Origin of the sequence: Streptococcus suis, assembly GCF_002964575.1 — a bacterium.
Classification (GTDB): Bacteria; Bacillota; Bacilli; order Lactobacillales; family Streptococcaceae; genus Streptococcus; species Streptococcus suis_R.
Map to the genome: position 1 here is coordinate 1 of NZ_POQQ01000063.1, position 26,577 is coordinate 26,577.

Annotated in this window: 24 protein-coding genes; 19 read left to right on the forward strand and 5 right to left on the reverse strand. The window is 42.8% G+C overall.

Annotation, left to right across the window (positions count from 1 at the left end):
- The first annotated feature begins 413 nt into the window (after positions 1–413).
- From C1E58_RS09405 to C1E58_RS09475, 13 genes are all read left to right on the forward strand, one after another.
- Entirely contained in the window at positions 414–1,133 is a 720-nt protein-coding gene (locus tag C1E58_RS09405) for an O-methyltransferase (RefSeq protein ID WP_105210187.1), read from the forward strand.
- Between the two features lie 62 nt (positions 1,134–1,195).
- Positions 1,196–2,188, forward strand: a complete 993-nt coding sequence (prsA, locus tag C1E58_RS09410; RefSeq protein ID WP_105210161.1) for a peptidylprolyl isomerase PrsA — start codon at positions 1,196–1,198, stop codon at positions 2,186–2,188.
- A 203-nt stretch (positions 2,189–2,391) separates the two neighbouring features.
- Entirely contained in the window at positions 2,392–2,877 is a 486-nt protein-coding gene (locus tag C1E58_RS09415) for an LURP-one-related/scramblase family protein (protein WP_105210162.1), read from the forward strand.
- 282 nt (positions 2,878–3,159) lie between these two features.
- A complete protein-coding gene (gene alaS / locus C1E58_RS09420) occupies positions 3,160–5,778 on the forward strand; it encodes an alanine--tRNA ligase (RefSeq protein WP_105210163.1) in 2,619 nt (872 codons plus the stop codon).
- A gap of 443 nt (positions 5,779–6,221) precedes the next feature.
- Positions 6,222–6,443, forward strand: a complete 222-nt coding sequence (locus C1E58_RS09430; RefSeq protein WP_105210164.1) for a hypothetical protein — start codon at positions 6,222–6,224, stop codon at positions 6,441–6,443.
- Positions 6,444–6,783: 340 nt separating this feature from the next.
- A complete protein-coding gene (locus tag C1E58_RS09440; protein ID WP_105210166.1) occupies positions 6,784–7,350 on the forward strand; it encodes a DUF3267 domain-containing protein in 567 nt (188 codons plus the stop codon).
- A gap of 12 nt (positions 7,351–7,362) precedes the next feature.
- Positions 7,363–7,578, forward strand: coding sequence for a helix-turn-helix transcriptional regulator (locus C1E58_RS09445; protein WP_004299042.1), 216 nt, complete (start codon positions 7,363–7,365; stop codon positions 7,576–7,578).
- A 35-nt stretch (positions 7,579–7,613) separates the two neighbouring features.
- Entirely contained in the window at positions 7,614–8,333 is a 720-nt protein-coding gene (locus tag C1E58_RS09450) for a DUF3169 family protein (protein ID WP_238142268.1), read from the forward strand.
- A gap of 31 nt (positions 8,334–8,364) precedes the next feature.
- Complete coding sequence (locus C1E58_RS09455) at positions 8,365–8,874, forward strand: DUF3278 domain-containing protein (protein WP_105210168.1); 510 nt, start codon at positions 8,365–8,367, stop codon at positions 8,872–8,874.
- 20 nt (positions 8,875–8,894) lie between these two features.
- Positions 8,895–9,077, forward strand: a complete 183-nt coding sequence (locus C1E58_RS09460) for a hypothetical protein (RefSeq protein ID WP_105210169.1) — start codon at positions 8,895–8,897, stop codon at positions 9,075–9,077.
- 25 nt (positions 9,078–9,102) lie between these two features.
- Entirely contained in the window at positions 9,103–9,792 is a 690-nt protein-coding gene (locus tag C1E58_RS09465; RefSeq protein WP_105210170.1) for a CPBP family intramembrane glutamic endopeptidase, read from the forward strand.
- A gap of 9 nt (positions 9,793–9,801) precedes the next feature.
- The gene (locus C1E58_RS12555; RefSeq protein WP_105210171.1) at positions 9,802–10,080 is read left to right on the forward strand and encodes a hypothetical protein; all 279 of its coding nucleotides are present in this window, start codon (positions 9,802–9,804) and stop codon (positions 10,078–10,080) included.
- Positions 10,081–10,093: 13 nt separating this feature from the next.
- Positions 10,094–10,768, forward strand: a complete 675-nt coding sequence (locus C1E58_RS09475; protein ID WP_105210172.1) for a CPBP family intramembrane glutamic endopeptidase — start codon at positions 10,094–10,096, stop codon at positions 10,766–10,768.
- A 36-nt stretch (positions 10,769–10,804) separates the two neighbouring features.
- Here C1E58_RS09475 and nrdF read toward each other — a convergent pair whose 3' ends face one another.
- The 3 genes from nrdF to nrdH all read right to left on the reverse strand — a co-directional run bounded on the left by nrdF (position 10,805) and on the right by nrdH (position 14,500).
- On the reverse strand, positions 10,805–11,764 hold the full coding sequence (gene nrdF, locus C1E58_RS09480; protein ID WP_004299066.1) for a class 1b ribonucleoside-diphosphate reductase subunit beta: 960 nt from the start codon (positions 11,762–11,764) through the stop codon (positions 10,805–10,807).
- A gap of 314 nt (positions 11,765–12,078) precedes the next feature.
- Positions 12,079–14,238, reverse strand: a complete 2,160-nt coding sequence (nrdE, locus tag C1E58_RS09485; RefSeq protein WP_105210173.1) for a class 1b ribonucleoside-diphosphate reductase subunit alpha — start codon at positions 14,236–14,238, stop codon at positions 12,079–12,081.
- Positions 14,239–14,281: 43 nt separating this feature from the next.
- The gene (gene nrdH / locus C1E58_RS09490) at positions 14,282–14,500 is read right to left on the reverse strand and encodes a glutaredoxin-like protein NrdH (protein ID WP_105210174.1); all 219 of its coding nucleotides are present in this window, start codon (positions 14,498–14,500) and stop codon (positions 14,282–14,284) included.
- Positions 14,501–14,818: 318 nt separating this feature from the next.
- On the opposite strand from nrdH, the gene C1E58_RS09495 reads away from it, so the two are divergent.
- Both C1E58_RS09495 and ptsP read left to right on the forward strand, forming a co-directional pair.
- Entirely contained in the window at positions 14,819–15,082 is a 264-nt protein-coding gene (locus C1E58_RS09495; protein ID WP_002936050.1) for a phosphocarrier protein HPr, read from the forward strand.
- A gap of 4 nt (positions 15,083–15,086) precedes the next feature.
- Entirely contained in the window at positions 15,087–16,820 is a 1,734-nt protein-coding gene (gene ptsP / locus C1E58_RS09500; protein ID WP_105125338.1) for a phosphoenolpyruvate--protein phosphotransferase, read from the forward strand.
- Between the two features lie 85 nt (positions 16,821–16,905).
- Here the strand turns inward: ptsP and C1E58_RS09505 are convergent, their stop codons facing one another.
- A complete protein-coding gene (locus C1E58_RS09505) occupies positions 16,906–18,393 on the reverse strand; it encodes a DUF1846 domain-containing protein (RefSeq protein WP_105122190.1) in 1,488 nt (495 codons plus the stop codon).
- Positions 18,394–18,664: 271 nt separating this feature from the next.
- Here C1E58_RS09505 and C1E58_RS09510 point away from each other — a divergent pair, with 271 nt between their 5' ends.
- Positions 18,665–19,960, forward strand: a complete 1,296-nt coding sequence (locus tag C1E58_RS09510; RefSeq protein WP_105210175.1) for an MFS transporter — start codon at positions 18,665–18,667, stop codon at positions 19,958–19,960.
- The gene (locus C1E58_RS09515) at positions 19,935–20,975 is read left to right on the forward strand and encodes an ArsR/SmtB family transcription factor (RefSeq protein WP_105210176.1); all 1,041 of its coding nucleotides are present in this window, start codon (positions 19,935–19,937) and stop codon (positions 20,973–20,975) included. The genes C1E58_RS09510 and C1E58_RS09515 overlap by 26 nt, the downstream gene beginning before the upstream one ends.
- A gap of 192 nt (positions 20,976–21,167) precedes the next feature.
- On the opposite strand, the gene C1E58_RS09525 is transcribed toward C1E58_RS09515, so the two are convergent.
- Positions 21,168–22,157: an acyltransferase family protein gene (locus C1E58_RS09525; protein ID WP_105210177.1), complete on the reverse strand. Its 990-nt coding sequence runs from the start codon at positions 22,155–22,157 to the stop codon at positions 21,168–21,170.
- Between the two features lie 195 nt (positions 22,158–22,352).
- Between C1E58_RS09525 and rnc the strand changes: the two genes are divergently transcribed.
- Positions 22,353–23,039, forward strand: coding sequence for a ribonuclease III (rnc, locus tag C1E58_RS09530; protein ID WP_105210188.1), 687 nt, complete (start codon positions 22,353–22,355; stop codon positions 23,037–23,039).
- A 2-nt stretch (positions 23,040–23,041) separates the two neighbouring features.
- The gene (smc, locus tag C1E58_RS09535; protein WP_105210178.1) at positions 23,042–26,575 is read left to right on the forward strand and encodes a chromosome segregation protein SMC; all 3,534 of its coding nucleotides are present in this window, start codon (positions 23,042–23,044) and stop codon (positions 26,573–26,575) included.
- The last annotated feature ends 2 nt before the right edge of the window (positions 26,576–26,577 follow it).

Consider the following 26,577-nt stretch of genomic DNA (forward strand, 5'->3'; position numbering starts at 1 on the left):
TATACTGTTTATACATTTTCATGCCTTTCTAGTTGTTTTGTGGTTATTATAATTATAAAGCATGAAATGGAAAACGAGCAACTCCTAATTGGAATTGCTCGTTTTTTTATATGCGAGAAGCTAGTTTTTGCCCAGCCTCATTTGAACTCGCCTTGCCTGATTGAAACAGTCTGGGGGATACGAATAGTCCGGTGGACTATTCGTACCTGAGCTTGAAAACAAAAAAGCGAAGTACATCAGCTAGTCACCTAGAAATAAGAAAGCATTGAGTTATGCCTACGGCTGTTGACACAAACTTCGTTTGTTTCATCTCCAACCTTCAAAGGCTCCCCGAACCTTTGAAGCTAGTACTAAAAGTAAACTAAAAGACTATTGAGAAGAAATTGTTGGCGACTTATGCTATAATGGACCCTATGGTTGAATCATATTCTAAAAACGCAAACCACAATATGCGCCGTCCTGTTGTCAAGGAAGAAATTGTGGACTTTATGCGAACACGTCAGGCGCAACATACAGGTTTTCTCAAGGAATTAGAGGACTTTGCCCGTCAGGAAAATATTCCCATTATTCCGCATGAAACAGTGGCCTATTTCCGCCTGCTCATGCAGACCCTGCAGCCCGCTCGTATTTTGGAAATCGGTACTGCCATTGGCTTCTCAGCTCTGTTGATGGCTGAAAATAGTCCCCAGTCGCAGATTACCACCATTGACCGCAATGAAGAGATGATTGGCTTTGCCAAGGAAAATTTTGCCAAGTTCGATAGTCGGAAGCAAATTGAATTGCTCGAAGGCGAGGCGATGGATTTACTGCCAAGCCTGCCTGATGATAGCTATGACTTTGTTTTCATAGATTCTGCCAAGTCTAAGTACATCGTATTTTTGCCAGAGGTCTTGAAAAAGGTCAAGGTCGGTGGCTTGATTGTCTTGGATGATATTTTCCAAGGTGGAGATGTCGCCAAAGACATCATGGAAGTTCGTCGTGGCCAGCGGACCATCTATCGTGGCTTGCAACGCTTGTTTGATGCGACCCTAGATAATCCTGATTTAACAGCCAGTTTGATTTCTATGAGCGATGGCCTGCTCATGTTGCGAAAAAATGTGGCCAATGTTGACCTAAAGCTTGAAGAAAATTAAGCCCTTTTTAAGAATTTATGGTATAATGAGAGGGTTAATGAAGAAAAGGAGAAATTTTCTAAATGATGAAATCTAAAAAAATTCTTACAGGTGCAGTGACGCTCCTTGCGGCAGTGACACTTGCCGCGTGCTCAAGTTCAGCAGATAAAGATATTATTACTATGAAAGGTAATACAATCTCTGTTTCTGAATTCTATGAAAAAGTGAAGACAAATGCAAGTGCTCAACAAGTCTTGCTTTCAATGGTTATTGGCCATGTATTTGAAGAGCAGTTTGGAGATAAGGTTTCTGATAAAGAAGTTAATGAAGCTTATGACCAAATGGCTGCTCAATATGGAGATTCATTTGCAACAGCACTTGCTTCGGCAGGTTTGACAACTGATGACTACAAGGAGCAAATTCGTACAAACAAATTGGTTGAATACGCTGTTAAGCAAGCTGCGGAAAAAGAGTTGACAGATGAAAACTACAAAGCTGCCTACGATGCTTATACGCCAGAAGTGACTGCCCGTATCATCAAACTAGATGATGAAGCAAAAGCTACGGAAGTATTGGCAGCTGCTCAGGCTGAAGGTGCTGACTTCGCTCAGTTGGCTAAGGATAATTCAACAGATACTGCAACCAAGGAAAATGGTGGAGAAATCAAGTTTGATTCTACCTCAACAACCGTTCCATTGGAGCTTCAATCAGCAATCTTTGCTTTGAATCCTGGTCAGGTTGGTGCCTCTGTTGTTGTGGTGACAGATCAGGCTGCCTTTGCACCTAGTTATTATGTTATTAAATTAGAAGCAAAAACTGAAAAATCAGCTAATTGGGAAGATTATAAGGATAAGCTTAAGGAAATCATTTTAGCTCAAAAACAAAGTGATAAAACCTTTGTAGCAACTGTCTTGAAAGAAGCTCTTTCAAAAGCTAATGTTAAGATTAAAGATCCAGCCTTCCAGAACCTTCTTTCACAGTATGTGACAACAGAAGATAGCAGCTCGTCAACGACAGAAAGCACAACAAGCGAAAGCTCATCAACTACAGAGTCATCAAGCTCTTCAGGTCAATAAGGACCGAACCTATTAAGAATAAATACTCGATCCCTTAGTCCAGAAAATTGGCGGTTGCTGCGAGCCATCTAAGCCGAGTATCTTGCTACTTAATAGAATAAAACAATTGAATATAAAAATGAGAATGACAAGTCATTGAATGAAGGTGGTACCGCGGTTTTTCGCCCTTCGTTTGGTTTCTTGTCATTTTTTTGGAGGAAATCATGAAGCAATTTCAGGTCAAACAACGTTTTATTTTGGGCGGTGAAAAATTTGATATTCATGATAGTCATGGACAGCTTGCTTATCAGGTAGAGGGCACCTTCTCTGAAATTCCCAAGCGGTTTACGGTGACCAATGCCAGAGGTGGGGAAGTTTGTCGGATTACAAAGAAATTTTTGACCTTCCTACCCCAATTTACCATTGATATGGCGGATGGACATTCTTTCTACTTGCAAAAGGAATTTACCTTTTTCAAGGACCGCTATAGCGTGGAAAATCTAGGCTTGATCCTAGAAGGCAATATCTGGGATTTGGATTTTCGACTGAAAAAAACTGATGGTCAGCTAGTAGCTGAAATCTCCAAAGAACTCTTTCATCTGACTTCTCGTTACTCGGTAACGGTTTTAGAGGATGACTATGCAGACTTGGTCATTTCTCTAGTGGTCGCAATCGACTATGTCGAAATGATGGAAGATGCATCGACTTAACCCTAACATAAAATTTTTAAAAAATGGTTTAGTTGGCTAGCTTGCTAAATTGAACCTGTCTAATAAAAAACGAAAGGAAAGGGCATCGAGTTTAATCTGAACTCGGGCTAGGTCCGTTCGCTTTAATTATCATTATATGAAAGGAAATGTTTAATTTAACTGTTTCGTTAAATTGAACCCGCCCGGAAGGCTCGGAAAAAAGATAAACTGCCTAGGAAATCAGGATTTCCTGTCAGTTTCCTATTTTTCAGTCGCCTTCTAATCGGGCTTGGTATCTTAATTATGAAAAATCTATCATCAGCACAAATCCGCCAGATGTGGTTGGATTTCTGGAAATCAAAAGGCCACTCTGTTGAGCCTTCAGCAAACCTTGTACCTGTCAACGATCCGACACTTCTTTGGATCAACTCAGGTGTGGCAACTCTTAAGAAATACTTTGATGGGTCAGTCATTCCTGAAAATCCACGGATTACCAACGCTCAAAAGTCAATCCGTACCAACGACATCGAGAACGTCGGTAAGACAGCCCGCCACCACACCATGTTTGAAATGCTTGGGAACTTCTCTATCGGAGATTATTTCCGTGATGAAGCGATTGAGTGGGGCTTTGAGCTTTTGACTAGTCCAGAATGGTTTGCCTTTCCAAAAGACAAGCTCTATATGACCTACTATCCAGACGATGTGGATTCTTACAACCGATGGATTGCTCTTGGTGTTGAGCCAAGCCATCTCATTCCGCTTGAGGATAACTTCTGGGAAATTGGTGCCGGTCCTTCTGGTCCAGATACGGAAATCTTCTTTGACCGTGGCACAGATTTTGACCCTGAAAACATCGGTATTCGTTTGCTAGAAGAAGACATTGAAAACGACCGTTATATCGAGATTTGGAACATCGTATTGTCACAATTCAACGCTGACCCAGCAGTTCCGCGTTCAGAGTACAAGGAATTGCCAAACAAAAACATCGATACGGGTGCAGGTTTGGAGCGTTTAGCAGCTATTTTCCAAGGGGCTAAGACCAACTTTGAAACCGACCTTTTCTTGCCAATCATTCGTGAAGTAGAAAAGATTTCGGGTAAAACTTATGACCAAGATGGCGACAACATGAGCTTCAAGGTCATCGCAGATCACATCCGTGCTTTGTCGTTTGCTATCGGTGACGGTGCCCTTCCAGGAAATGAAGGTCGTGGTTATGTACTTCGTCGTCTTCTCCGTCGTGCTGTCATGCACGGTCGCCGTTTGGGTATCACCGAGCCATTCTTGTACAAGTTGGTGGAAACGGTTGGCGCTATTATGGAAAGCTACTACCCAGAAGTGCTTGAAAAACGTGACTTTATCGAGAAAATCGTTAAACGTGAGGAAGAAACCTTTGCTCGCACCATTGACGCTGGTAGCGGTCACCTGGATGATCTTTTGGCTGACTTGAAAGCAGCTGGCAAGGACACTCTTGAAGGTAAGGATATCTTCAAACTCTACGATACCTATGGTTTCCCTGTGGAATTGACCGAGGAATTGGCTGAAGATGCTGGCTATAAGATTGACCATGAGGGCTTCAAGGCTGCCATGAAAGAACAGCAGGACCGTGCCCGTGCAGCCGTTGTCAAGGGCGGTTCAATGGGTATGCAAAATGAAACCCTGGCAGGTATTACCGAAAGCTCAACCTTTGTCTATGGACAAAATAGCCTAGATGCCAAATTGGCAGTGATTATCGCGGACAATGAGCGAACAGAAGCTGTGTCAGAAGGTCAAGCCCTTCTTGTCTTTGACCAAACACCATTCTACGCTGAAATGGGTGGCCAGGTTGCCGATCGTGGTGTGATTAAAAATGCTTCAGGTGATGTCCTTGCAACAGTTGTGGATGTGCAGAAAGCACCGAATGGTCAGCCATTGCACACCGTAGAACTCTCTGCCAGCATTTCACTAGGTCAAACCTACACACTTGAAATCGACACAAACCGTCGTCGTGGCGTTGAGAAAAACCACACGGCAACTCACTTGCTCCATGCTGCCCTTCACCATGTCATCGGCGAGCATGCAACCCAGGCTGGTTCCTTGAACGAGGAAGGCTTCCTCCGCTTTGACTTCACACACTTTGAAGCGGTGACTGCTGATGAACTTCGTCGTATTGAAAATGAAGTCAATGAAAAAATCTGGGAAGCCTTGGATATTGTCACAGTTGAAACGGATGTTGATACGGCTAAAGAAATGGGTGCTATGGCCCTCTTTGGTGAGAAGTATGGCAAAGTGGTCCGTGTGGTTACAATCGGTGACTATTCTATCGAGCTTTGTGGTGGTACCCACGTTGGCAATACTGCTGAAATCGGTCTTTTCAAGATTGTCAAAGAAGAGGGAATCGGTTCAGGAACTCGCCGTATTTTAGCGGTGACAGGCAAGGAAGCTTTCCTAGCTCTTCGTGACCGCGAAGATGCTCTCAAAGCTGTTGCGCAGACTCTTAAAGTGCCACAAATCGACCAAGTGCCGACAAAAGTGGAGGCACTGGCTGCGGAGCTCCGCGATTTGCAAAAAGAAAACGCTAGTCTGAAAGAAAAAGCAGCGGCAGCAGCTGCTGGTGATGTCTTTAAAGACGTTAAAGAGGCAAACGGTGTCCGCTACATTGCTAGCCAAGTTCAAGTTTCAGACGCAGGTGCCCTCCGTACCTTCGCTGACAACTGGAAGCAGAAAGACTACTCTGATGTCTTGGTGTTGGTTGCGGCCATCGGCGACAAGGTCAATGTCCTTGTGGCAAGCAAGTCAGCTGATGTACATGCAGGAAACCTCATCAAAGTCCTTGCGCCAATCGTAGCAGGTCGTGGTGGTGGTAAGCCAGATATGGCCATGGCAGGTGGTAGTGATGCCTCTGCTATCCAAAACCTCTTGAATAGTGTGGCGGAAAACTTGTAATATAACAAATGAACTCTTTTATCCTTTGGATGAAGGAGTTTTTTGTATGGCATTCTAGTCATTTTGACAACATTCATAAACTTTTTGACAAAAATTATTATTTTTTTGACAAAGATACTTGTCAAAAAGAAAAAGAAGTGTTACAATGATATCAAGATAAAAGATGAAAACGAATTCATCAGGTAAATAAACAGAAAGCAGGAAGCAAATATGAAAAAGATAAACAATAGTGACATTACACGTTTTGTACAAGTACTGGCAATCATCTATCTAGTTTTTGTCCTGCTGGCTGACATCATGAAGTGGCAGTAGTTGGATAAAACCCATGTCGTTCTTGCCATTTGTACTATCGCAGTGACAGATGAGCGCTTGAGGAAGCTAGCTGGCAGAAAAGAGTCAAAGGAAAAAGATTAAAATTAGTCGAGAGTAAGTGGTGGAAAGTTATGAAAAACAATAGCAATAAAAAGGGTATTTTGATTACAGGAACAAGCGTTGTGCGAGGAGTGAAGGTTCTAGTTGCACTATATTTGATTTATAGTTTAGTTAAAAACATTGTATTTGGTCGGGAGATAGATACTATGATACTCTTGATGATGACGAGTTCTCTCCTTCTTTTAGAAGTCACTCTCAGCGAGGAAAAGAAGAAAAATGAGCAAGACAATTAAAAATGGAATGAAAGTAGTCCTATTGTTTTTCGCGCTCTTCTTGATAAATATTTTGGTGTTTAAAGTTCTAGCATTGCTGGGATTTGACCTTAGTTTGAACGAAGAGAGTTATTTAATTCCACCATTGATGGCGACACTTTTGCTCTATTTAAAACATGTTAATCCCAAGAAATAGTGACAAAAGCTAGGAAAAGATAGGAGAAACTTTATGAAACGATACATTTCAGCAGATATGGCAGCGATTATGATTACAGGAGCCTGTATTGTCGGCTTACTGATTGGAGTTGCTCTAGGACTATATAGTTCAGTATAGCTTGTAGGAAAATGAAGGAGTAGAAAAATGGAAGTGAAAAAGAAATTATATGAAGTCAATATCATGGAAAATAAGAAGTTTGTGTGGGGATTGAATATTCTTTCCGTGGCACTCATTCTTCCATTTGCCTTCGTATTTGGAATGATAGCCAGTTGGTTGATAGCTAACGGTTCGCAATACTCGGAACTAGCCGTGTCGGAGGTATGGTTGCTTATCCCACTCTATATTCTGTTAATAGTTGTGCATGAGGCTATCCACGGCATCTTCTTCAAGATTTTTCGTCCTGAAAATCCTGTTAAGTTTGGGTTTAAATGGAAATCGGGCATGGCCTATGCTACCAGTCCAGGTTCCCTCTACAATCGGATGCAAATGCTGGTGATTTCCCTAGCACCCTTTGTTGTGATTAGTTTGGTCTTGACTATGGTAGCAGGTTTTGGGATGATGAATATTATTCTTTACTTCATGCTGGCAACCATGCACGCAGCCTCTTGTGCAGGTGATTTCTACTATACCTATCTTTTATTGGTTAAGTTTGCCAAGGGAAATATAGCTGTCGAAGACACAGAAACAGGCTTGATTATCTACCAAGCCTAGAAAGGAAACATCATGGAATATGTCTTAAAAAATCGGCTCAAGGAGTTGCGGGCACGGGATAGCCTCAACCAGACTGAGTTGGCAAAATTAGCAGAAGTATCACGGCAGACCATTAGCTTGATTGAGCGGGGAGAATACACACCCTCGGTGGTCATTGCCATGCGAATTGCACAGATTTTTAATGAAAATGTGGAGAATGTTTTTCAATTAGTGGAGGTAGAAGAATGAAACAGGGAAAACAAATTTCAACGAAACAAAGATGGATGAGATATTTAGCGTATATGCTGATTTCAGCAATTTTGGGTGGTTTTATCGGTTTCTTTGGAGTATTAATCTTTAAATTCAACCCACCTTCTTATCTCAATTTAGATAACTTTCTAATTTGTTTACGTATCGTTACATTTGTAATTTTCGCTGGAACTGTATATCTTGGGTTTAAGGCCAATCAATCGTATAAACTTTATCATTCCATTTCAGATGAGGATGAAGAACGTGTTGATGAACTATATAAGACAATGTATCGTAACCTAGAATACGCGACCATATCATTTAATGTTGCCGTATCATTGACTCTGTTAAATTTGGTTCTAGGATTTGGTGTTACCTTCTTAGAAGACGGCGCGATCATGTACGGGTCAATTTTTGATGTAGTTTTCTATGTCATTCTTCTCATTTCTCAGATTTTTATCATGAAATTAACACAGAAAATTCGTGAATATAAGCTTTCTGCTTTTGCTACGGTAAAAGAAATGAAGGACTTTGCTGAGGCGATGGACGAAGGTGAGAAACAAGCAAACTACGAAATGAGTTTCCAAATCGTCTTCACTTTGAATCAAATCGTGTTACCAGGTTTGTATCTATTCCTATTTGTGCTTAGCATGCTATTGCAGGAGCGACAAATTACAGCCTTTCTAGTTGTTGCCTTTCTTCACATTTACATCAATGTCATGCAGGTTCGCATGGTTCGTCGTTACTTCAAATAAAAATGTTATGAAAAGTTTTTAGGTAATAGCTATGAAAAAGGAAAATCTACACATTCGAGCAATTCGTTATTTCTATGATATTGTTGGTGAGTTAGACGAGCTGTCTTATGCGGCCTTGACCAATTTCGGCAACAATATGTATATGCTCTTTATAACAGTGACACTGCTGAGCTTCCTAGTTAGCTTTGCGCTGGGAGAAGATGTCATGGGAATCAGCCTCTTTTTGACACTTGTCTATTCTCAATTTAAACAGGATGCCATTATCAAACAGTTGGGTCTGGATAAATTGGTGGTTGCCAAGGCTGATGTAAAAATGGCTCGGAAGAAAATGATGAAACGAACTCTGTATCAAACCTTACAGATTGCAGTATACAGTCTGCTGGTTAGTATTGGTATCTGGCAGTTACAAATTCCACAGGAAAGTGGAACATCTGCAGCAGAGTATTTCCAGTTTGTCACTCCCATGACAGTTGTTCTTCTGACCTTAGTAGGATTTGTTAGTTTCTACTTTGCCAATCGTAAGAAAATCACATTCATTTAATGTAAATGGAGGTATCAACAATGAAAGTCTTTAAGAAAATTTATCTTGCTTCATTTATCGGTCTTGGCTTGTACGCAGTTGGCTATGTTTTCGGTGAATGGCTGGCTACTAGGCAGATTGATTTGTCAAATCTGAATATCCTTCTGCCGATGGTTTTGGGCTTGCCTGCTCTGCTATTGATCGAAAAAGGTGCTAAGAACTAATTGAGTGTATATAAAGGAGATTGCTATGAATAGACTTGGAAATGTCAAAGATTGGAATGTGGTTAAAAACTGGAAATTTCTCTTTGTGGGACTGGCTGTCGTTGCACTAAATGTATTGACCCAATTGGCCATGCTTGCCCTACCAAATTTTGACGGTAATAATCTACTGATTGCTGCAGCGCTCATATTGCTTGCAGTGGTGGTCGGTCTTGTTTTGACCAGTAAAATTGGTTTATGGAAGAGCGAGCAGAAGTGGGGAATGTTAAAAAATATTGGTTTTGTAGTCCTCGCTTTTATCGTCATGTTTGGTCTGAAAATAATCGGTGGGCAATTGATTATGTTGGAAGAGGGATATGGTCAAACGACTGCCAATCAGGAAATCATCAATAACTCTGGTCTACCAGTCTTGCTCTTGTTTCTCTTTGCTGTACTTTTTGCTCCAGTCCTCGAAGAATTGATTTTCCGTGGCATTCTCATGGGGAAAGTCTTTGGTAAGGATTCGAATGTTGGATTGTTGCTATCGAGTTTTCTGTTTGGACTTATTCACAATCCGACTAATATCGGATCTTGGGTTGTCTATGGAGGCATGGGTCTAGTATTAGGACTTGCTTATCGCATTTCTGGCAAATATACCAATGCACTTATCCTACACAGTCTCAATAATCTTCTCGGATTTTTGTTGATGCTACTGATGCAGAGTCTGGGCTTGATATAGGAGGAAAATATGGACTTTTTCTTATGGATTATAGTAGGTTTTCTACTTTTCAATTCTCTATCAGATAGGAAAAAATTGAAGCAGTTGCAGGCTAGGGTAAAAAAGTTGCAGAAAACTACAAAAGGAGAAAATCAGATGTCAGTTTTATTGAAAGAATTGGTCGGAAGTAAGGCTAAAATCCGCTTTGATGAGGAATGGGTTAAAATTTCTCGTGAATTATCGAATGGGGAGCTTGAAACCAAGTTGGTTCGGGTCGATAATATTGTTGATGTGACTGTTTTAGAATAAGGAGGAATACATCATGAAGAAATTTTTTAAACATTCTGGTTTATTGTTAGCCTATTACATTGCCTATCAATTTGGTGCCCAGTTCCTTCAGTTACCATGGGCTACTGAGCAGGTAGAGGGTATTCCAGCTAGTGCTGCAGAGGGACTTTATTGGTTTGGGCTGATTGTGGGTCTGCCCTTGTTAATCGGTTTTTCCTACCTTCTTTGGAAAGTCTTGTACCCGAGAAAAACAATGCAGCTGACGCTAGATAAGCCTTGGCTGAAGCATATGGCCTATCCGTTACTAGCCTATCTTGCCTTCTTCATTCTCCAATTTCTCCTACCTGTTCCTGAATCGGACAATCAGAAAAATGCAGTTGCCTTTATCCAGTCTGCACCTATTCACTCCTTTTTCCTGGTGGTCATTTTTGCAGGTATCTTTGAAGAATTGATTTTCCGTGGTTTCATGGCAACTTATTTCTTCCCTAAATTATCGGATGTCAAATCTGTGGTGCTCTATGGTCTAGTTTCAGGAACCCTCTTTAGTTTTGTGCATGGTCCAGCAACCCTACCACAATTTTTGATTTACTTTACAATGGGGATAACTTTTGCCTGGCTCTATTTGGTGAAGCAAGACATTCGCTACCCAATGGCTCTACATATGCTTAACAACGGCATTTCTTATTTGATGATTGTATTTTTAGCATAAAAAGAAAGCAGCTCAGATGAACTGCTTTTTTTTTGATTATAAACCGTAGAGGTAATCATCATCCTGCATAGCTTCCACTTCACCAAGAAGATAGCCGTTACCGACTTGGGAGAAGAAGTCGTGGTTAGATGTACCAGTTGAAATACCGTTCATGATGATTGGGTTGACATCATCCGCTGAGTCAGGGAAGAGTGGGTCCTGTCCCAAGTTCATGAGGGCTTTATTGGCATTGTAACGAAGGAAGGTCAAGACTTCCTCAGTCCATCCAACTGCATCATAGAGGGAGCGTGTGTAGCCCTCTTCGTTTTCGTAGAGTTGGTAGAGAAGGTCATACATCCAGTCACGAAGTTTGTCCTGTTCTTCCTCGGACAATTCATTGAAACCAAGTTGGAACTTGTAGCCGATGTAGGTACCGTGCACAGACTCGTCACGGATAATCAGTTTGATGATTTCTGCAACGTTGGCTAGTTTGTTGTTGCCAAGATAGTAGAGTGGCGTGAAGAAACCAGAGTAGAAGAGGAAGGTTTCAAGGAAAACGCTGGCTACTTTCTTTTCAAGTGGTGTACCTGTTTCGTAGATTTCGTTGATAATCTTTGCCTTGCGTTGCAAGTATTCGTTGCTGTTGGTCCATTCAAAGATGTCTTCAATCTCAGACTTGGTGTTCAAGGTTGAGAAGATAGAAGAGTAAGACTTAGCGTGGACAGACTCCATGAATTGAATGTTGTTGTAAACGGCTTCTTCATGCGGTGTCCGAATATCGTTGCGCAGGGCTTGTACCCCTGTTTCAGATTGCAGGGTATCCAAGAGGGTCAATCCGCCAAAGACCTTACCAACCAGGTCTTTTTCTTCAGCAGTCAGTTTGCGCCAGTCATCCAAGTCGTTTGATAGGGGGATACGCGTATCAAGCCAGAATTGCTCGGTCAACTTTTCCCAAGTTGACTTGTCAATCACATCCTCAATGGCATTCCAGTTAATGGCTTTGTAGTAGGTTTCCATATTTCTCTCTTTCTTTTCTAGAAATATCTACACTATTGTATCATATTTTTGCTAAAAAACGCCCCAAGGACGTTCATTAGATTGCTTTGTTCGCAAGTAGCGTAATTTGTCGTAAGGTAGCTAGCTAATCCGCTCATAGCGGTTAGCCTAGATTAGCTAGTTGATTGATCAACAGCTAAACCTTTGCAAGTTACGACCTGAGAAAAGTCGTTCGAACTTAACGACTTTTCGAGGTAGTAAGCCACTTAGGTACTGACGAGATGGTCAGTACCGTTCATTCATTAGATGCTTTAGCATCAATGAATGTTAGTGTCTTAAATCACACAAGATTCACATTGGTTTGCGCCGACTTCTTCGCCGTCATCGGTAAAGGTACGGATGTAGTAGATTGACTTGATTCCCTTGTTGAAAGCGTAGTTACGAAGGATAGAGAGGTCACGTGTTGTTTGCTTGTTCTCTTTTTTCCATTCGTAAAGGGCTTTTGGAAGCTCACTGCGGAGGAAAAGAGTGAGTGACAAACCTTGGTCGACGTGTTCTGTTGCAGCAGCGTAGACATCGATGACCTTGCGCATATCCATATCGTAGGCAGATTTGTAGAATGGAATGGTTTCAGTAGCCAAACCAGCTGCTGGATAGTAGATTTTACCGATTTTCTTCTCTTGGCGTTCTTCAATCCGTTGGGTGATTGGGTGAATAGAAGCAGAAACGTCGTTGATATAAGAGATAGAACCGTTTGGTGCAACCGCTAGGCGGTTTTGATGATAAAGACCATCTGCCATGACTTTGTCACGGAGGTCGGCCCAATCTTGTCCGCTTGGAATGAAAATGCCTTCAAAGAGTTCTTTGACACGGTCAGATTGTGGTTGGTAATCCCCAGTCACATACTTGTCGAAATAAGTACCGTCAGCGTATTTTGATTTATCATAGTTGTGGAAAGTAGCCTTGCGCTCGCGGGCAATGTTGTTTGATTCTACTAAAGTCCAGTAGTTGAGGAGCATGAAGTAGATGTTGGTGAATTCCACAGCTGTTTTTGATCCGTAGTCGATCAAGTTTTGTGCCAAGTATGAGTGAAGTCCCATAGCGCCAAGACCGATCGAATGCGCACGTTCATTTCCAGCCTCGATAGACGGCACTGCAGAAATATGCGAATGGTCAGTCACGTAAGTAAGGGCACGTGTCATGGTACGGACAGAACGGCCAAAGTCAGGCGATTTCATCAGGTTGACAATGTTGGTCGAACCCAGGTTACATGACACATCTGTTCCCATGGTCAAGTATTCCTGAGAGTCGTTGATCACGCTTGGTGTTTGGACTTGAAGAATCTCTGAACAGAGATTGGACATGATAATCTTGCCGTCAACAGGATTGCTGCGGTTGGCAGTGTCGATGTTGATGACGTAAGGATAACCAGACTCTTGTTGGAGTTTAGAAATTTCTGTTTCCAAGTCACGTGCCTTGATTTTTGTCTTACGAATGCGTGGGTTTGCTACCAACTCGTCGTATTTTTCAGTAATATCAAGGTAGCTGTAAGGCACACCGTATTCCAACTCGACTGAGTAAGGGCTGAAGAGGTACATATCCTCATTTTTACGTGCCAACTCATAGAACTTATCAGGAACAGTGATACCCAACGACAAGGTCTTCACACGCACTTTCTCGTCAGCATTTTCTTTCTTAGTTGAAAGGAAGGCGATAATGTCTGGGTGGAAAACATCAAGATAAACCACCCCAGCCCCTTGGCGTTGGCCAAGTTGGTTAGAGTAAGAGAAGCTATCCTCGAAAAGTTTCATGACAGGAACGACACCAGAAGCTGCTCCCTCGTAGCCCTTGATTGGGGCGCCTGCCTCACGCAAGTTGCTGAGAGAGATACCGACACCACCACCGATACGGGACAATTGCAGAGCAGAGTTGATGGAACGTCCGATGGAGTTCATATCGTCTGTGACTTGGATGAGGAAACACGATACCAACTCACCACGACGGGCACGACCTGCGTTGAGGAAAGAAGGAGTAGCAGGCTGGTAACGCAAATGGATCATTTCGTTAGCCAAGTTGAGTGCCAACTCTTCATTACCCTCTGCAAAATACAAGGCGTTGAAGAGAACGCGGTCTTCCATGCTCTCCAAGTAGTAGGCACCGTCGTTTGTTTTGAGGGCATACTGGTTGTAGAACTTGTAGGCAGCCATGAAAGACTTGAAGCGGAAATTTTGGTCTTTCAAGAATTGGTCAATTTTGATGATAAATTCTGGACTATATTGGTCCAAAAATTCTTTCTCAAGATAGTTTTCTTCTAATAGGAAAGCAATCTTGTCCAAAATGGAATCAAATTGCTTGGTATTTGGGATAACATTTTCTTTGAAGAAAGCCTTAACAGCTTCTTGGTCCTTGTGGAGTGGAATTTGTCCATTGACTGGACGGTTGATTTCGTTATTTAAACGGAAGTAGGACACATCGCCTAATTCTTTCAAACTCATAATCGCAATCTCTTTCTATAAATAGTAGCAAGGGAGGTAGTTTTTAAACTAGTGCCTTTAATTTTGCTGGTTGGAAGCCAGAGAAGACTTCGTTCTCCGTTTCAATAACTGGAGCTGCTGAGAAACCAAGGCTTTTAACGTGTTCGATAAATTCAGGTTGCTCGTCTAGGTTGATTTCTTTGTAGGCTACATTGTGCTCGTCAAGAAATTTTTTACTCATTTTACATTGAACACAATTATTTTTTGAATAGATGGTAACCATTCTTTTCTCCTTTATTGATTAAATTCACCAATCTAGAATACAAGATTTTGTGGTCAAAGTCAAGAAGGAAGTTCACCTCTATCACAAAATATAGTGTTTTTAAAAATGAATAAACACCATATCTTGTATAACTCTGGTAAAACCTTTGAAATCAAGCTTTCAAGGCATTTTCAGCATGATTGACCTCAAATAAAAAACAGTTTTACTGAAAGAAACGCAAAAAATTCTTGAAAATGATTTCAAAAAATGATATAATGCTTTTTGTAAGGGTTATCAAAAGTAACTCAAAATTTTGTAAAAATAAAGGAGAATCCAACTATGGCTTCAAAAGACTTCCACATCGTGGCAGAAACAGGTATCCACGCACGTCCAGCAACTTTGCTTGTTCAAACTGCTAGCAAATTCGCTTCAGACATCACGTTGAACTACAAAGAAAAATCAGTTAACCTTAAATCTATCATGGGTGTTATGAGTCTTGGTGTTGGTCAAGGCGCTGACGTAACTATCTCTGCTGAAGGTGCTGATGCTGACGATGCAATCGCAGCTATCACTGAAACAATGGAAAAAGAAGGATTGGCGTAAGAAGATGACAGAAATGCTTAAAGGAATTGCAGCATCTGATGGTGTTGCCGTTGCTAAGGCATATCTACTCGTTCAACCAGATTTGTCCTTCGAAACTGTTACAGTTGAAGATACAAATGCAGAAGAGGCTCGTTTGGATGCTGCTCTTGCAGCCTCTCAAAACGAGCTTTCTGTTATTCGTGAGAATGCAGTAGCTAGCCTTGGTGAAGAAGCCGCAGCCGTATTTGATGCACACTTGATGGTTCTTGCTGACCCAGAAATGATTGGTCAGATTAAGGAAACCATCCGTGCTAAGAAAACAAATGCTGAAACAGGTTTGAAAGAAGTAACGGATATGTTTATCGCTATCTTCGAAGGTATGGAAGATAACCCATACATGCAAGAGCGTGCAGCAGATATCCGCGACGTTGCCAAACGTGTCTTAGCTCACTTGCTTGGTGTTCGTTTGCCAAACCCAGCGACAATCGATGAAGAGTCTATCGTTATCGCACACGACTTGACACCTTCAGATACAGCCCAGTTGAACAAGCAGTTTGTAAAAGCTTTTGTAACCAACATCGGCGGACGTACAAGCCACTCTGCTATCATGGCTCGTACACTTGAGATTGCTGCTGTATTAGGTACAAATAACATTACAGAAATCGTTAAAGATGGTGATGTCCTCGCTGTTAACGGTATCACAGGTGAAGTTGTTATTAACCCATCTGAAGAAGTGATTGCAACATTTAAAGCGGCTGGTGAAGCTTATGCTAAACAAAAAGCTGAATGGGCTCTTCTCAAAGATGCTCAAACAGTGACAGCTGATGGCAAACACTTTGAATTGGCAGCCAACATCGGTACACCAAAAGACGTTGAAGGTGTAAACGATAACGGTGCCGAAGCAGTTGGTCTTTACCGTACAGAGTTCTTGTACATGGACTCACAAGACTTCCCAACTGAAGATGAGCAATACGAAGCTTACAAGGCTGTTCTTGAAGGCATGAATGGCAAGCCGGTTGTGGTTCGTACAATGGACATCGGTGGTGATAAGGAACTTCCTTACTTCGACCTTCCACACGAAATGAACCCATTCCTTGGTTTCCGTGCCCTTCGTATCTCTATCTCTGAGACTGGTAACCAAATGTTCCGTACTCAGTTGCGTGCCCTTCTTCGTTCATCAGTTCATGGTAAACTTCGTATCATGTTCCCAATGGTTGCTTTGTTGACAGAGTTCCGCGCAGCAAAAGCAATCCTTGAAGAAGAAAAAGCGAACTTGTTGGCAGAAGGTGTTGCAGTTGCGGATGATATCCAAGTTGGTATCATGATTGAAATCCCTGCAGCAGCAATGATTGCAGACCAATTTGCTAAAGAAGTTGACTTCTTCTCAATTGGTACAAACGACCTTATCCAGTACACTATGGCAGCAGACCGTATGAACGAACAAGTTTCATACCTCTACCAACCATATAACCCATCTATCCTTCGCTTGATTAACAACGTTATCAAGGCTGCACACGCAGAAGGCAAGTGGGCTGGTATGTGTGGTGAGATGGCTGGTGACCAACAAGCTGTTCCACTTCTTGTCGGAATGGGCTTGGATGAGTTCTCTATGAGTGCAACTTCTGTCCTTCGTACACGTAGCCTCATGAAGACACTTGATACAGCTAAGATGGAAGAATATGCTCACCGTGCCTTGACAGAATGTGCTACGGCAGAAGAAGTTCTTGAACTTCAAAAAGAGTATGTTGATTTCAACTAATAGATAAAAAGGGAAAACAAGGGGAGAAATATCCTTGTTTTTTTCTATAAAAAAATAGACTTGCCTCGGCAAGTCTATTTTGTGCTTAGTTCTTCTGATAAAACTTGTTGTGTTGGTAGATAGGATCAAAGGTTAGATTGATACCTAGTTTACGGAGGACGCTCTTGTCTTCGTCAGATAAAATGACTGTTGAGTGAGCTTCGCTACCATTTAATTGGCCTAATTCTTTCATGGCACGTGCAGCAAGAGGGCTGTCTTGTGCGGTGATAGCAAGGGCGTTAAGGATTTCACTTGCATCTAAACGAGTATTATTTTTATCCAAATAATCTGACTTCAATTCTTGGATTGGGCGGATGTAGTTTGGTTCGATTAAGAGGGTTTCATCTTCGATTGCCGCAATTTGTTTGATGGCGTTTAAGAGGACAGTTGCAGTTGGTTTGAGGAGGTCGGATGTCTTACCTGTTACCATCTCTCCATTTGGCAACTGAATAGCTAGGGCAGGGCTGGCTGTCAGCTCTGCTTTTTCGCGCGCAGAGATAACAACCTTACGATCGGCTGGTGTTACACCGACTTCATTCATGAGGAGTTCAATCTTCTTGACTGCTTGCTCACTCACCCGCTCTGCCTTGAAATCAACCAAAGTCTGGTAGTAGCGGCGGATGATTTCTTGCTTGGATGCTTCGATAGCCGCTTCCTCGTCCACGATGGAATAGCCCACCATGTTAACGCCCATGTCTGTCGGTGAGGCGTATGGCGATTTGTTCAAAATACGTTCAAAGGTACGGTTGAGGACAGGGAAGACCTCGATGTCACGGTTGTAATTGACCGCAGTTTTGCCGTAGGTTTGCAGGTGGAAGGGGTCGATCATGTTAAGGTCATCCAAGTCAGCAGTGGCTGCTTCGTAAGCCAAGTTGACTGGGTGGTGGAGTGGCAAGTTCCACACTGGGAAGGTTTCAAACTTGGCATAGCCAGATGTTACCCCGTTTAGCTGGTCATGGTAGAGCTGGGAAATGCAGGTGGCTAATTTGCCTGAACCAGGTCCAGGTGCGGTGACAACGACGAGGTTGCGACTAGTTTCAATGTAGTCATTTTTGCCCATACCTTCTGGTGAGATGATGTGGTCAATATCAGAAGGATAGCCCTTGATTGGGTAGTGGAGATAGGACTTGATACCATGTTTTTCTAACTGCTTGCGGAAGGCATCTGCGGCTGGTTGGTTGCGGTATTGGGTAATGACCACTGAACCGACATAAATATCAATATCATTAAAGGTGTCAATCAAGCGAAAGACTTCTTGGTCATAAGAAATACCCAGGTCACCACGCGCCTTAGAATGTTCGATATTGCTGGCATTGATGGCGATGACAATTTCTACTTGGTCTTTCAACTCTTGGAGGAGTTTGATTTTGTTATCTGGTTCATAGCCAGGTAAAACACGAGCTGCGTGGAAATCTTCCAGCATTTTTCCGCCAAATTCCATATAGAGCTTGCCTTCAAACTGAGCAATTCGTTCTAAAATATGGTCACGTTGCAAATTCAAATATTTATTTGAATCAAATGCGATGTTCTTCATCCAATAAGTCCTCCAAATGTGTAATGTTCTCTGGGAAAAACAAAAATAGCTCCCTAAAAATAGGGAGCTTTTTCTCCGACCTCTCAAAAGAGGTGCCCGAACAATACTATAACAAACTGTGCTCATATTGTCAAGAAAAAGCCAGATAGAAGAAAAATTAAATAAACATTTAAAAAATGTTTAATATTTATAAAATTAAGTATTGACTTTATTGAAATAAATTGTAAAATAACATTAAACAAATATTTAATTGAAGTTTAAGGAGATGTTTATGAAAAAACTAATCAACAATACATTATTCCTATCTAGCTTTGTGGCAGACTTGATTTCCAACTTTGGAGACACGCTTTACTACCTAGCTTTGATGAACTATGTCCTGTTTCTACCAGATACCAAGTTTGCCTTGGCTATGATTACGGCTTCTGAAACCCTGCCGATTTTGGCTGGTCTCTTTATCGGGATTTGGGCAGACAAGACGAAAAATAAATTGGATACCATTCTTGCAACCCTGCTAGTTCGTGTCGGCTTGTATGCCCTTGTTGGTCTCTTAATGGGCTTTGCTCCAGCCCTTTGGATTGTAGCGGTGGTTTGTGTGGTCAATTTCCTATCTGACTTGGCTGGGCAGTATGAAAATGGTCTGTATCTGCCTGTTAGCCTGCGGGTTGTGGCAGCAGAGGATCGTGAAACAGCCATGGCCTTCAAAATGACAGTCAAATCACTCTTGCAAATTGCCTTTCAAGCTAGCGGTGCCATCCTGATTGGTTTTATGTCCTATCAACAACTTGCCTTCTTCAATGCAGGGACCTTCTTGGTGGGCTTTGTGATTATGGGAGTTTTGCGCCCAGCATTTGCTAAATTGCTGAAAGAAAATCCTATCCAGCAGGCCGAGCAAGTAGAAACTGAAGCTGGGATTGTCAAAGGAATTGGTCAGAGTATCAAAGAATCTTACCAAGCTGTCCAGAATATTCCCGTTCTAAAAGCTTCAATCATCACCATTGCTAGCTTGAATGCCATCTTTACAGCTCTCTCTCCCTTGGTGGTTTTAAATATGAAGGAGTTTTCAGATTTTGTAATTGTCAATGCGGGGACAACAGTGGCTTTGATTTCCATTCTCTTTTCAGTTGGTAGTATTTTGGGTTCAAGTTTGGGTATGGCAGCCTTTAAAAATGTCAGCCTACTCAACCTGCTCAAGTTTTCGACTCTTATGCCTGTCTTACTTTTTTTAGGGATTTTTCTTCACAATATCTACATGGTGCTAGCTGTTCTCTTTGTAACGGCAATGACACTGGGAATTTTCAATCCCAAAATGGGTGCTCTGGTTATGAATGAATTGCCAGAGGATAAATTAGCAACCGTTGGCGGAGGTATCGACGCCTTCTGTCAGATTGGTATGGTAGCAGGTCAAGCCTTGGTGTCATTGATGGTAATGTTCCTGTCTCCGACAAGTATTTCCCTTATCTTCCTCTTGCTTTCTGTAGGGTTGTTGGGCTATACTGTTATTAAACCAAAAAAGAGTTCGTTCAAGTTTAGAAAGAAGCAATATGAAATTAGATTACCGAGATTATAGAAGTGAGATTGTCGAAAAGTTCTTTATTCCCTTGATTGTTAGGGAACGTGACGAGCCGTTTGAGGCGGATTTGTCACAGAAAGAAAAAGACATTCTCAAAGATGCCTTGGACATTCGTGATGAGATTGAAGAAAAGTTGGCAGATTTTCGTCAGGAAGTCAACGAGGTCTTTGTTTGGGGGCATATCTTTAACATTTTGCATAGTCTTTATTTCTATCTTTTGAATGATGGACAGGATCCAAAGACGGTTGAAGAAGCCGGTCAAATGATTTTAAAACTGTCTCAAGAAGAAATAGAAGAGGCTATGCGGACTATGTTGGCATCAGAAAATGAAGGTCATCGCGAGAAGGACCTCAGCCTCATGGAACTCTTGGAAAAAACGGATAAAAAGCCAGTAGATAAGTGGTACTGGTCACTGGCTATTCGCAATCCTTTGGAAACTGTTGAGCGGTCTGTCGCTCTCTTGGACAAGATGCTTCCAATCTACCAGCCCTACTTTGAGCAGGCAAGGGCGGAGCGTGAAGCCTTTGCTCAGGAATTTGACATTGAAAAACTCTATCGAGACTCCAAACAGTTGTCCATGACGGGATTGGATACTTTAGGAGTTGAAACTGCTCAATTCTTTGTGCTTAGTCCGTGGAATTATTGGTTTGCCTATTACGGCAATGAGCAGTTTGACACTATGAAGGTTGCTTTGCTGGCTTCCTGTCGAATTGACCAGATTATGCTCTCAAATGATGAGCTAGATCTGGATGATTTGACAAGGGCTCTCAAGGTCATTAGCGATAGTACGCGCTATCAGGTCTTGGTGGAGTTGACCAAGCCCCATGCCAAGAGCAAGGATATTGCAGAGCGACTGGCTATTACAGGGGCAGCGGTATCTTTCCACACCCAAAAGCTGATTAACGGTGACCTGCTTCTCTTTAATGCCAAAGATAAGAATATCAAATACAGTGTTAATCGCGACCTGCTCCAACAGGTGATTGACAAGTTGAAAGAGGATTTTGATTTGTAAAAAAGCCTTGTAAGTTAGATCTTACAAGGTTCTTTTGTGCTTATACTCTTCGAAAATCAAAATCAGACGTTGTTGACTTGATTTGATGAACTTCAGTTCTATCCGCATCTTACGGTCACGAACCAAGTTCGTCTAATTTCCGACCTCCAACAGTCTATTCCCAGACTGTTGGAGCTAGTCTGTTTTTGATTTTCATTGAGTATTAATGATGAACCAGCTGAGCAGTTGGCAAGTGATGATGGTGATGAAGAAAACCAGCCAGCCCTGCTGTATGTTGGTCAGGGCACTAGTTTCTAGGAAGAAAAAGCTGATTTCGACTGGGATAACATGGATAAAATAATAATAGCTGGCGTATTCTTTGAGAAATTGGAATTTTTTCTGGCGGAAGAGGTCTGTTGTTAGGGTCCAGGCGACTAGATAGGCTGTGAATGGAATCAGGCTAAATAGAAAGTTCTTGTCGTAGCCCTGGTTGAGATAGATGATAGTGGCTTCAAAGGCTAAAAGAGCTATGCAGACAAGTAGTTTGGTCTTTTGTCGGTATTGGAAAATGGGTTGATTGAGTTTGTCGGCTAGGTAACAGCCTGTCAGGACAAAAATTGGTGCGTAGAAGAGGCCGTTGCGGCTGGTGAAAAAGAAGGTTTTGTAGCTGTCAAATGCGGTCAAAAAGACCGATTCTGCCAGGTAGGAGGAGTAGGTTTCGACTGAGCCTAGGAGATAGAGGAGACAGGCTAGACAAGCTGTGATGCGCCAGCCCCATTTCTCCAAGGAAAAATGGACGAGGACAAGGCCAAGCAAGAAGGCGGGCATGTACCAGAGTTGGTAGCTGGTGCCGGTGTAGGTCAGTCCGACTAGGAGTGCGAGGGGGTAGTAGGAGAGGGGGATTTCTTGGAGTGTTAGGTAGATGAGGTAGAAAGGCAGGTAGAGGGCGGACCAGGTCAGGTATTGTTTGATGTAGCGAATAAGATATTGTTTGGAGAGGCTGGGGTAGTTGCGTCGGAGGAAGAAGCTGGCGGTGACCATAAAGTAGGGGACGACCATGCGGCTAAAGATGGATTTTTGGATGAAGTGGAGCGGGTCTGCTTCAAATAACCTGCGGCAATGGAGGGCGATGACTAAAATAGCTCCGATGAACTGGATGAGGGAGAGTAGTGAGGTATTGAATGGTTTTGGTTTATTGTGCATACTAACTCCCTTCTTTTTTCTTCCATTTTATCGAAAAAGGATGGATGTGTAAATGTTTGCAAAAATAGGACGTTTGTACTTGTAGAAAGCTAAGCTGACAGGAGAAGTCCAGTGGAAAATGTGGTATAATGATAGGATGAAGTGAATTTGAAACTTCTATTTTGTAAGGATTACTCTTTAGAAAGGGGTTAGATGATGAAAGATTTACATAAAAAACTTTTGGCGGATTTTGGGATTGATTTTTCGGATTTGAATTTGTTGGAAACGGCCTTTACCCATACCTCTTATGCCAATGAGCATCGCCTTCTAAAAATTTCACATAATGAACGCTTGGAATTTTTAGGAGACGCTGTTCTCCAGTTGATGATTTCCAAGTATCTCTATCAAAAATATCCTGACAGACCAGAGGGGGAAATGTCTAAGTTGCGTTCGACCTTTGTTCGTGAGGAGTCCTTGGCAGGATTTTCACGTGCCTGTGGTTTCGATCGTTTTCTTCGTCTTGGTAAAGGGGAAGAGAAGTCTGGGGGACGCAATCGCGATACCATTTTAGGAGATGCTTTCGAGGCTTTCTTAGGAGCTCTGCTATTGGACAAGGGGGAAAAGACCGTGGAGGAATTTATCCATAAGGTCATGATTCCTCGCTTGGAAAAAGGGAACTTTGAGCGCGTGACCGACTACAAGACTGCCTTGCAGGAAATTCTGCAGGTCAATGGTGAGATTGCTATTGCTTATCAGGTGGTGGCTGAATCAGGTCCTGCCCATGATAAGACCTTTGAAGTGGAGGTGTCTGCCGACCAGCGTGTGATTGGTCGTGGCCGTGGTCGCTCAAAGAAATTAGCTGAACAAGCCGCCGCAAAAAATGCTGTGGAGGCTAGAGGATAGGTATGTTTCTAAAATCGATTGAAATGCAGGGCTTTAAGTCCTTTGCGGATAAGACTAAGGTAGTCTTTGACCGTGGAGTGACGGCCGTAGTGGGACCGAATGGTTCTGGCAAGTCCAATATTACAGAAAGTCTGCGTTGGGCCTTGGGGGAATCTTCTGCCAAGAGCCTGCGTGGAGGCAAGATGCCTGACGTTATCTTTGCTGGAACAGAGAGTCGGAAACCACTCAATTACGCGTCTGTGGTTGTAACCTTAGATAATAGTTCTGGTTTTATTGCTCACAAAGAGAAAGAAATCAAGGTAGAACGCCACATTTATCGGTCTGGTGATAGTGAATACCTGATTGATGGGAAAAAAGTTCGTTTGCGGGATATCCATGATCTTTTCATGGATACTGGCTTGGGTCGTGATTCATTCTCCATTATTTCTCAAGGGCGAGTTGAAGCGATTTTTAATTCCAAGCCAGAGGAACGCCGTGCTATTTTTGAAGAGGCGGCAGGGGTCTTAAAATACAAGACCCGTAAGAAAGAAACCGAAAGTAAGCTGGAACAGGCTCAAGGTAACTTGGACCGGTTGGATGACATCATTTACGAGTTGGACAATCAGGTCAAACCCTTGGAGAAGCAGGCTCAAACAGCCAAGAAATTTTTGGAATTGGATGAGCAACGCAAGGAACTTTACCTGGATGTTTTGGTTGCTCAATTGACGCTTGGTAAGGAAACATTATCGGAAAAAGAAACCGAACTAGAATCTGTCAAAACTGAATTGACTAGCTACTACCAACAGCGGTCTGAATTGGAACAGGAAAACCAGACTTTGAAAGAAAAGCGTCATCGTTTATCTGAACAGATGGAACGTGAACAAGCTGTTTTGCTAGAACTGACCAAGTTAATCAGTGACCTGGAGCGAAAAATTGAGGTTCATAAACTGGAATCTAGTCAGAATGAATCCAGTCGCCAAGAGGCTCAAGAGCGTTTGGAAAGTATGCAGTCTAAACGAACTAGCTTAGAGCAACAGATTGGGCAAAGGCAAGAAAAAATTGCTCAGTTGGAGCGTTCTTTGTCTAGCTTGAAAGACGATATTGCTGCTGTGGATAAGGAAATTTCCTACTTCTCCGAAGATCCGGATCAGGTTTTGGACCATCTCCGTGAGCAGTATGTGGCGCTTATGCAGGAAGAGGCAGAAGCGTCAAACCGCTTGACTAAGCTTCAGCAGGATATTGCCAATCAAATCAGTCTGTCAGAAAGCAAGTCGGCAGACCTGGCACGTCTGCAGGCTGAGAAAGAGCTGGCTCAAGAAGAATTGGATAAGAGTCGAGTTGCAGCAGAGAAGGCTGATCAAGTTTTGAAGGACTTGCTGGTAGCCTATCAGACTAAGAAAGAAGAGCTGGATCAGGCTCAGGCAGCCTATCAGGATGAGCAAAGTAGTCTCTTTGATTTACTGGATTTATTGAAGGGCAAACAAGCTCGTCAGTCTAGTTTGGAAGCTATCTTAAAAAATCACTCCAATTTCTACGCGGGTGTTAAGGCTGTCTTGCAGGCTTCGTCTAGTCTAGGTGGCATTATCGGGGCAGTCAGTGAGCAACTGACCTTCGATACTCGTTACCAGACAGCCCTGGAAATTGCTCTGGGCGGGGCCAGCCAAAACGTCATTGTTGAAGACGAGGCAACTGCCAAACGTGCCATTGCCTTTTTGAAAGAAAAACGGCAAGGGCGGGCAACCTTCTTGCCTTTGACAACCATCAAGCCTCGCCAGCTTTCTGGTCAGCAAGTTTCGTTACTTGAATCTTCCGACGGCTTTTTGGGGCTGGCTAGTGACTTGGTGACCTACCAACCAAACCTAGATGCGATTTTCCAAAATTTACTGAGTACCATTGCGATTTTTGATACCATTGACCATGCCAATCAGGCGGCGCGTGCGACCAGGTTCCAGGTCCGCATGGTGACCATGGATGGAGCTGAAATTCGTCCTGGTGGAGCTTTTGCTGGTGGTAGCAATCGGAATAATAGCACGACCTTTATCAAGCCGGAACTGGATGCTCTTTTGGGAGAAATAGCAGAGCTGTCTAGTCAGTTGCAGGAGCAAGAAAGCTTGGTGGCGACCAAGAAAACAAGCCTAGACAAGATCAGACAAGGTTTGGAAGCCATAAAATCGGAGGGTGAAGAGGCTAGATTAAGTCAGCAGAGTGCCAGCATTCATCAGGAACAAGCAGAAAATCGTCTGGCCCAAGTGACAGCCCAGTACGACCTGCAAATGAGCCAAGTCAGTCCAAGCATTTTGACCGAGCTGGAAGAAGAAGCGGCCAAGGAAGAAGTCAATCTTCAAGCTCTGACGGAGAAAAAACAAGCCTTGGACCAGCAAATCAATCAGGTGCGTGACAATCGTGACAGTATCCAAGAAAGTTTGCAAGCCTTGCAGGCCCAGAAGGGACAACTGACCTTGGAGCAGGCAGAAGTTTCTAGTCAGTTGCGCTTTGAACAGACAGACCTTGGTCGATTACAAGAAGAAAAAGCGGCTACAGAAAAGGATATTTCTCTCCTAGAGGATATAATTGACCAGAAGTTAGTAGCTCTCGAAGACACAAGTATTGACATCCTTGAAGAGCAGTTACAGGCTTCGGTTGACAAGCAAGTACAGACCAATCAAATTCAAATCCGCTTGAAATTTGAGCTGGAAGATATTGATGGGCAGTTTGAAGACTTGGAAGAAAGGTTGCAACAAGCTCGGACCAAGAATGATGACCTCATTCGCAAACAGGCTAAGTTGGAAGCGGAATGTGAGCAAGCAGGAGATAGATTACGGACCTTGCTAGGCAATTTGACTGAGCATTTCAAAGTGAGTTTTGAAGAGGCCAGCAGTCGAGCTAAGGAAGTTGAGAATTTAGCAGTTGCTGAGCAAAGTTTGAAAGACTTGGAACGTTCCATTCGTGCTCTCGGTCCTGTCAACTTGGATGCCATTGAGCAGTATGATGAGGTTCATAATCGTCTCACCTTCCTCAATGAGCAACGGACAGACATTTTGTCTGCGCGTGATTTGCTCTTGAACACTATTCATGAGATGGATGACGAAGTCAAGGAACGCTTTAAGGTCACTTTTGAAGCCATTCGCGAAAGCTTTAAGCAGACTTTCAGACAGATGTTTGGCGGTGGTTCTGCGGACTTGATTTTGACGGAGCAGGATATGTTGACTGCGGGTGTGGAGATTTCTGTTCAGCCTCCGGGTAAGAAAATCCAATCGCTCAACCTCATGTCAGGTGGCGAAAAGGCCCTCTCGGCCCTCGCTCTGCTATTTTCCATTATCCGCGTCAAGACCATTCCTTTTGTCATCTTGGACGAGGTGGAGGCGGCCTTGGACGAGGCCAATGTCAAGCGTTTCGGGGACTATCTCAATCGCTTCGACAAGGACAGTCAGTTTATTGTCGTGACCCACCGAAAAGGGACTATGGCGGCAGCGGATGCTATGTATGGGGTGACCATGCAGGAATCTGGCGTGTCCAAGATTGTTTCCGTGAAGTTGAAAGATGTGGAGAATTTATAGTC